Origin of the sequence: Methylobacterium sp. 275MFSha3.1 (genome assembly GCF_900108435.1) — a bacterium.
Taxonomy (GTDB): Bacteria; Pseudomonadota; Alphaproteobacteria; order Rhizobiales; family Beijerinckiaceae; genus Methylobacterium.
This window is the reverse complement of the sequence record NZ_FNWP01000061.1, coordinates 1-8,867: the sequence shown is the minus strand read 5'-3', so window position 1 is coordinate 8,867 and position 8,867 is coordinate 1. Positions and strand designations below refer to the sequence as shown.

The 8,867-nt window shown below is 78.0% G+C and carries 2 protein-coding genes; both read left to right on the top strand.

Translation table 11 applies throughout. The features are described 5' to 3' along the window. Positions 1-3,908: non-ribosomal peptide synthetase (locus BLW78_RS30495; RefSeq protein WP_139307806.1), on the top strand; the 3,908-nt coding region annotated here is incomplete at its 5' end. Further along, a partial coding sequence (locus BLW78_RS30490; protein WP_139307805.1) for a non-ribosomal peptide synthetase occupies positions 3,905-8,867 on the top strand: 4,963 nt, incomplete at its 3' end. The genes BLW78_RS30495 and BLW78_RS30490, both read left to right, overlap by 4 nt.

Sequence of the window (8,867 nt, the reverse complement as noted above, 5' to 3'; positions counted from 1 at the left end):
CGGCCGGGGCGCGGCTGTACCGCACCGGCGACCGGGCGGCGTGGCGGGCGGACGGGCAGCTCGACTACCGCGGGCGGGCGGACGATCAGGTCAAGATCCGCGGCCAGCGCGTGGAGCCGGGCGAGGCGGCCGCCGCGCTGCGGGCGCTGCCGGGTGTGGCCGAGGCGGCGGTGGTCGCCCGTCCCGGTCCGGACGGGGGGCTGCGGCTGGTGGGCTACGCGGTGCCGGCGGCCGGCGGCGCGCTCGACGAGCCCGCGCTGCAGCGGGCCCTGGCCGACACGCTGCCCGACGCGCTGCGCCCCGCCCGCATCCTCGCCCTGCCCGCCCTGCCGGTCTCCGCCAACGGGAAGCTCGACACAGGACGCCTCCCCGAACCGGACTGGGCGGGCACGGGTCGGCGCGGGCCGCGCACCGCGCGCGAGGCGGCCGTGGCGCAGGCCTTCGCGCAGGTGCTCGGCCTCGACGCGGTCGGGATCGACGACGGCTTCTTCGACCTCGGCGGGCACTCGCTGCTCGCCACGCGCCTCGTCAGCCGGCTGCGCGCGGCGCTCGGCGTCGAGCTGCCGCTGCGCGCCGTGTTCGAGGCCCCGACGGTCGCGGCGCTGAGCGGGTGGATCGCCGCGGGCGGCGACGCGGGTGGCGACGCGGCCGGAGAGGCGGCCGGATACGTCGGTCCCGCGCGCACGCCCCTCGTCGCGCGCCCGCGGCCGGACGTCGTCCCGCTCTCCGCGGCCCAGACCCGGATGTGGCTGCTGTCGCGGATCGACGGCGCGCATCCCTACACCATCCCGATCGCGCTCCGCCTCACGGGCCCGCTCGACGCCGACGCGCTGCGCGCGGCCCTCGCCGACGTGGTGGCGCGCCACGAGAGCCTGCGGACCCGCATCGTCGCGATCGACGGGGCGCCGGCGCAGCAGGTCCTGCCGCCCGACGCGGCGCGGCCCGGCCTCGACCTGTGCGCGGCGGACCCGGAATCGTGGCCGGACGCGCTGTCCGCGGCGGCGCGCGCGCCCTTCGACCTGGCCGTCGACCTGCCGATCCGCGCGCGGCTGTACCGGTTCGGCCCGGACGCGCACGGGCTCCTCCTCCTGATCCACCACGTCGCCGCCGACGGCTGGTCGCTGACCCCGCTGATGCGCGATCTCGCGGCGGCCTACGCGGCGCGCCGCCGCGGCGCGGCGCCGGAGCGCCCGGCCCTGCCGGTGCAGTACGCGGACTACGCGCTCTGGCAGCGCGACCGTCTCGGCGACGAGGCCGACCCGGACAGCCTGATCGCCCGCGAGATCGGCTACTGGCGCCCGCAGCTCGCGGGGCTGCCCGAAGGCCTCGCGCTGCCCACCGACCGGCCGCGCCCGGCGACGGCGAGCCACCGCGGGCGGCGCGTGCCCCTCGCCCTCGGGCCGGATCTCCACCGCGCGCTGGCGGATCTCGCGCGGCGCGAGCGGGCGAGCCTCTTCATGGTGCTCCAGGCCGGCCTGTCGGCGCTCCTGACCCGCCTGGGCGCGGGCGAGGACATCCCGCTCGGGAGCCCGATCGCGGGCCGCACGGACGAGGCCCTCGACGGCCTCGTCGGCTGCTTCGTCAACACGCTCGTACTGCGGACCGACACGTCCGGCGACCCGAGCGGGCGCGACCTCGTGGGGCGGGCCCGCGCCGTCGCGCTCGAGGCCTACGCGCACCAGGACGTGCCCTTTGAGCGCCTCGTGGAGGTGCTGAACCCGCCGCGCTCGCTCGCGCGCCATCCCCTGTTCCAGGTCATGCTGGCGCTTCAGGACGGCGTGCCGGATTCGTTCGATCTGGCCGGCCTGCGCGCCGTCCCGGATCCGGTCGGCGCCGGGGCCGCGCGGTTCGACCTCGCCTTCGACCTCGTCGAGCGGCGCGGGGCCGACGGGACGGAGGCGGGCGTCGTCGGCCACCTCGAATACGCCACGGACCTCTTCGAAGAGGCCGGCGCGACCCGCCTCGCGGACCGGTTCGCGCGGCTGCTCGCGGCCCTGGCGGCCGCGCCGGACCGGGCAATCGGGGATCTCGACCTGTTCGAGGCCGGCGAGCGGCGGCAGGTCCTGACGGACTGGAACGCGACGGCGCGGGCGGTGCCGCCCGAGACCCTGCCGGCCCTCGTCGCCGCGCAGGCGGCCCGCTCGCCGGAGGCCGTCGCCCTGGTGGCCGGTTCGGAGGTGCTGCGCTACGCGGAGCTCGAGGCCCGCGCCAACCGGATCGCCCACGCGCTCATCGCCCGCGGGATCGGACCGGAGGACATCGTGGCGGTGGCGCTGCCGCGCGGGCCGGACCTCGTCGCGGCGCTGCTGGGCGTGCTCAAGGCCGGGGCGGCCTACCTACCCCTCGACCCGGGCTACCCCGCGGAGCGGCTCGCCCTCATGCTGGCCGATGCCCGGCCCGCCGGCCTCGTGACCGTCGACGCGTGGCCGCGGCCGGACGGCCTGCCCGCCCTGGTGCTCGACGCCCCGGACGGGCGCGCGGCGCTCGCGGCCGCGCCGGCCCGCGCGCCGACCGACCGGGACCGGGCGCGCCCGCTCGTGCCGGCCCATCCCGCCTACGTGATCTACACGTCCGGCTCCACGGGCCGGCCGAAGGGGGTCGTGGTCCCGCATGCCGGCCTGACCAACCTGCTGCACGACCTCGTCGATCGCCTCGGCGTGACGCCGGCGGACCGGCTGCTCGCCGTCACCACGGTCGGCTTCGACATCGCGGGCCTCGAACTGTTCGGGCCGCTCCTCCGCGGCGCGCGCGTGGTGCTGGCCGGGCGGGACGACGTGCTCGATCCCGGGCGTCTGGCGCGGCTCGTCCGCGAGGCGGGCATCACGCTGATGCAGGCCACGCCGACCCTGTGGCGCGGTCTCGCGGAGACGGACGCCCTGCGCGGCGTGCGGGTGCTGGTGGGCGGCGAGGCGCTGCCGCCCGACCTCGCGGGCGCCCTGAGCGCGCGGGCGGCGCGGGTCACCAACCTCTACGGCCCGACCGAGACCACGATCTGGTCCACGGCGGCCGAGATCGTGCCCGGCGCGGAGGCCGTAACCGTCGGCGCGCCCCTGTGGAACACGCAGGCCTACATCCTCGACGGAGGCCTGCGGCCGGTCCCGCCGGGCACGGTCGGCGAACTCTACCTCGCGGGCGCCGGGCTCGCCCGCGGGTACCTCGGGCGGCCGGGGCTCACGGCCGAGCGCTTCGTCCCCTGCCCCTTCGGGCCGCCCGGCGCGCGCATGTACCGGACCGGCGACCGCGCGCGCTGGCGCGCGGACGGGGCCCTCGACTACCGCGGCCGCGTCGACCACCAAGTGAAGATCCGCGGCGTGCGCATCGAGCCCGGCGAGGTCGAGGCGGCGCTGATCGCGCAACCCGGCGTCGCGCAGGCCGTCGTGACCGCGCGGCAGGACCGGCCCGGCGACGCGCGGCTGGTGGCCCACGTCGTCCCCGGCCCCGGGGCGGCGCTCGATCCCGCGGAGCTGCGCCGGGCGCTCGCCGCGACGCTGCCGGACGCGATGGTGCCCGCGGCCGTCGTGACGCTCGATGCCCTGCCGCTGACCCCCAACGGCAAGGTCGACCGCGCCGCCCTGCCGGCGCCGGAGCCGGTCGCCGACCCGGCCGCCGACCCGCCGCGGACCGGGACGGAGCGCCGCCTCGCCGCTGTCTGGGCCGAGGTGCTGAACCTCCCCTCGATCGGGCGCGGCGACAACTTCTTCGCCCTGGGCGGGCACTCGCTCCTCGTCGCCCGGGTCGTCGCGCGCCTGAGCGAGGCGCACGGCATCGCCCTGCCCCTGCGCGCCGTCTTCGAAGCGCGCACCCTGGCGGATCTCGCGGTCGCAATCGACGGCCGGGACGCGGGTGGCGCGGACGCCGACATCGACGCGATGAGCGACCTCCTCGACGCGCTGGAACACGCCGAATGACCGACACCGGCCCCTCGCGGGACGACCAGCTGCGCGCCCTGGCGGCGCGCTTCTCCGCGCTGCCCGACGGCAAGCGCCGCCGGTTCGTGCAGGACCTCGCCGCGCGCGGCCTCGAGGCGGACCGCCTGCCGATCCTGCCCGCGGAGGGCGGCGACGCGGGACCGCTCTCCGACGCGCAGCGCCGGTTCTGGCTCCTCTGGCAGCTCGACCCGGAGAGCCCGGCCTATCACATCGTCGGCGCGCTGCGCCTGACCGGTCCGCTCGACCCCGAGGCGCTGGACCGGGCGTTCGCCGGCGCCGTCGCCCGTCACGCGGGCCTGCGCGCGCGCTTCCCCCTGCGCGACGGGGAGCCGGTGCAGCAGGTCGACCCGGCGGGCACCTTCGCGATGGTCCGCCACGACCTGACCGGCTGCGACGCGGCCGAGGCGCGGGCGCGTCGCGCCGCGATCGAGGCGGCCGTCGAGCGGGCGCCCTTCGACCTCGCGCGCGGGCCCCTGCTGCGCGCCGCCCTGGTGCGCGAGGCGCCGGACCGGCACGTCGTCTTCCTGACCCTGCACCACATCGTCGGCGACGCCGTGTCGATGGACCTGCTGATCGACGCGGTCGCCGCCGGCTACGGATCCGACGCGCCGGAGAGCGCGGCCCCTGCCATCACCTACGCGGATTACGCCGCCTGGCAGGCGCGGATGCTGGACGCGGGCGCCCAGGCCGCGAGCCTCGGGTTCTGGACGGACCTCCTCGGCACGGAGCACCCCGTCCTCGCCCTGCCCGCCGACCGGCCGCGCCCCGACGTGCCCAGTTTCACGGGGGAGACGCTGACCTTCCCGCTGCCGCCCGCGACCGCGGCGGGCGTCCGCGCCCTGGCCCGCCGCGGCGGCGCGACCGCGTTCCACGTCCTCGCCGCCGGCTTCGCGATCCTGCTCCAGCGCCTCGGCGGCGAGCGCGCTCTCCGCCTGGGCGTGCCGGTGGCGAACCGCACCCGGCCCGAGACCGCGGGCGTGATCGGCAGCTTCGCCAACACCCTGGTGCTGCCCTTCGCGTTCGACCCGCTGGACAGCTTCGCCGCGTGCGTGGAGGCGACGCGGGCGCTCCTCGTGGAGGCCCAGGCCCATCAATCCGTGCCGTTCGAGCGGCTCGTGAGCGCCCTGAGCCCCGACCGGCATCCGGGCCGCAATCCCCTGTTCCAGGCGATCGTCCAGCACCTGCAGGAGCGCCCGCTCGCCACGATCCGCCTCGGCGACCTGTCGGTCGAGCGCGTCCCCCGCGCCACCGGCAGCGCCCACGTGGATCTCGGCCTGACCACGCTGGAGGACGCGCAGGGCGGCTTCACCGCGCACCTCACCTACGCCCGCGACTTGTTCGACGCGGCCACCGTCGCGCGCTGGCGCGACCATTTCCTGACCCTGCTGGGCAGCCTCGTCGCGGCGCCGGACGCGCCGATCCACGGGGCGCCCCTGCTCACACCGGGCGAGATCGCGCGGCTGAACCCGCCCTCCGCGCCGTCCGAGGTCGACGGGCAGCCCGTTCACGTGACCATCGCGGGGTTCGCGCGCACGGACCCCGAACGGACCGCGGTGATCTTCGCCGATCGCGCCACGAGCCGCGGCGCGCTGGACGCCGAGGCGAACCGCCTCGCGCACCGTCTCGCCGAGGCCGGCATCGGCCCGGACACGGTCGCCGCCGTGATGCTGCCCCGCTCGCCCGGCCTGCTCGCCGCCTATCTCGGCGTGCTCAAGGCGGGCGGCGCCTACCTGCCGCTCGGGCTCGACCTGCCGGACGGGCGGATCGCCGCGATGGTCGCCGACAGCGGCGCGCGCGTCCTCGTCACGGATCGCGCCCATGCCGGCCGCGGGCCGGCCGCGGTCCCGCGGATTTTGATCGACGCGGACGCGCCGGACGCGGGCGCGGGGCCTCCACCCCCGGTGGCGCTCCACCCGGAGAACCTGGCCTACCTGATCTACACCTCCGGCTCGACGGGGAAGCCGAAGGCGGTGGCGGTCGCGCACGGCCCGCTCGCGATGCACGTCCGCGCGACCGCGCCGCTCTACGAGATGGACGCGGACTCCCGCGAGTTCCACTTCATCACCTTCAACTTCGACGGCGGGCACGAGCGCTGGCTGACCGCGCTCGCCTGCGGCGCCAGCCTCGTGCTCCGCGACGACGCGCTCTGGTCGCCGGCGGAGGTGTTCGCGGCGTTCCGCCGGCACGGCGTGACGAATGCCGGCTTCCCGCCGAGCTACGTCCGGGAACTGACGCGCTGGGCCGAGCAGGAGGGCGGCGCGCCGACCCTCGACCTGCTCTCCTTCGGCGGCGAGGCGATGCCGCGCGACGAGCTCGCGCGCGTCAACCGCGCCCTCGGGCCGCGCCGCCTCATCAACGGCTACGGGCCGACCGAGACCGTGGTGACGCCGCTCGTCTGGAAGGTCCCCGCCGGCACGACCTGCGACACGCCGTACGCGCCGATCGGCAGCCCGGTGGGCGACCGGACCGCCTGGGTCCTCGACGACGCGCTGCACCCGGTGCCGGTTGGGGTGGTGGGCGAGCTCTACATCGGCGGCACCGGCCTCGCCCGCGGCTACCTCGGACGCCCCGGCCTGACCGCCGAGCGCTTCGTGCCCGACCCGTTCGGAAGGCCCGGCGCGCGCCTCTACCGCACCGGAGACCGCGCCGCCCGCCGCCCCGACGGCGCCCTCGACTACCGCGGACGCGCCGACGAGCAGGTCAAGATCCGCGGCCAGCGCGTCGAGCCCGGCGAGGTCGCCGCCGCCCTGCGCGCGCAACCCGGCATCGCACAGGCCGCCGTCGTCGCCCGCCGCAAACCCGACGGCCCGACGCGGCTCGTGGCCTACGCGGTGCCCGCGCCGGGCGCGCGCCCCGACCCGCAGGAGCTGCGCCGCGCCCTGGCCCGCGACCTGCCCGACGCCCTGGTGCCGGCCGCGATCGTCCTGCTCGACGCCCTGCCGCTCTCGCCCAGCGGCAAGCTCGACGCCCGCGCCCTGCTCGAGCCCGACGCGGACGCGCCCGCCCCGGACGCCGACCCGCCGCGCACGGCGACCGAGCGGCGCCTCGCCGATCTCTGGGCCGCGGTGCTCGGCCTGCCCGGCCCCGACGCCGTCGCCCGCTCCGACACCTTCTTCGAGCGCGGCGGCGATTCCATCCTCGCCCTCCAGCTCGTCACGCGCGCCCGTCAGGCCGGCCTGACGCTCACCCCCCGCGACGTGTTCACCCACCAGAGCCTCGCCGCCCTCGCCGCGCACGCCGAGCGCCAGGGCGCACGCCCGGCGCTCCCCGCGCGCGACGCGGCGACCGATCCGGGCCTCGAGGCCGGCCCGGTGCCGCTGACCCCGATCCAGAGCTGGTTCCTGGCCGCGCCGATGCCGCGGCGCGCGCACTGGAACATGGCTGTGCTGCTCGTCCCGCGGGCGCGCCTCGCGGCGGACCGCGTCGCGGAGGCGCTCGCCGCGCTGTCCACCGCCCATCCGGCCCTGCGGCTGCGCTTCGCGCAGGCGGCCGACGGCGACTGGCGGCAGACCTGCACCGCAGCCGACGCCGTCGCGGCCGCCGGGTCGCTGTGGCGCCGCGAGGCCCGGGACGCGGCCGCCCTGGCGGCGCTGGCCGAGGCCGCGCAGACGAGTCTCGACCTCGCCCGCGGACCGGTGCTGCGCGCCGTCCTGGTCGATCCGGCCCCGGACGGCGGCCAGCGCCTCCTCCTCGTCGCCCACCACCTCGTGGTCGACGCCGTCTCCTGGCGCATCCTGGTGGCGGATCTCGCCCTGGCCCTCGCGGGGCGGACCCTGCCGGCGCCCGCGACCTCCTTCCCCGCCTGGGCCCGGCACCTCGACGCCCTGGCCCGGGATCCGGCCGAGGCCGACCGCCGCCGCGCCTGGGCCGAGGCCTGGACGGCGCAGCTCGCGCCGCCCTCATGGGGCCTCGAGCCTGCCCGGCCCGACGCCCCCAACGTCGAATCCGCCCAGACCGAGATCGCCGACAGCCTCGACGCCGACACCACCGACGCCTTCCTGCGCCGGGCCGGCCGGCCCTACCGCACGCGCCCCGACGAACTCCTGCTCGCGGCGCTCGCGGTGGCGGTGTCGCGCCGCTGCGGCGGACGAGCCGTGCGCGTCGTGCTCGAGGGCCACGGTCGCGATGCCGACGCCCTGGCGGACAGCTTGGCGGACGCGGCCGGCGAGGCGGCGCGCCACGACCTGAGCCGGACGGTGGGCTGGTTCACCACGCTGGTGCCGCTGCGGCTCGATCCCCTCGGCGGCGAACCGGACCTGCCGCCGGACGACGCCGCCCGCGGCCACGCCCTCGGTGCTGCTCTCTGCCGGGTCAAGGAAGCCCGCCGCGCCCTGCCCCAGCCCGATCTCAGCCACGACCTCCTGCGCCACGGCCCCGTCGCGGACCTGCGCCACCGCATCGCCGCGGCACCCGAGCCCGGCATCCTCCTCAACTACCTCGGCCAGATCGACGCCGACCGCGCCGACCCCGACGCGCCCTTCGCCCTCGCCCCCGAGAGCGCGGGGCCCATGCGCGACCCCCACAGCCCCGCGGGCGCCGAGCTCACCCTCACCGCCCTCGTGCGCGCCGGCCGCCTCCACCTCGCCTGGCGCTTCAGCCCCGACCGCCACGATGCCGCCGCCATCGCCGCCATCGCCCGCGACACCCGGCACACCCTCCAGGCCCTCGTCGACCACTGCGCCGACCCGGGCACCCCGCGCCGGCCCACCCCCGCCGACCTGCCCCTCGCCCGCCTCGACCAACCCGGCCTCGACGCCCTCCTGGCCGGCGCCCGCGCGGCCGGTACCCTCGACCCCGACAGCCTCGCCGACCTCTACCCGCTCACCCCCCTGCAGGAGGGCCTGCTCTTCCACGCCCGCCTCGCCCCCGGGGACGCGGCCTACCGCAACCAGGTCCGCCTCGACCTCGAACCCCTCGATCCCGACCGCTTCGCCCGCG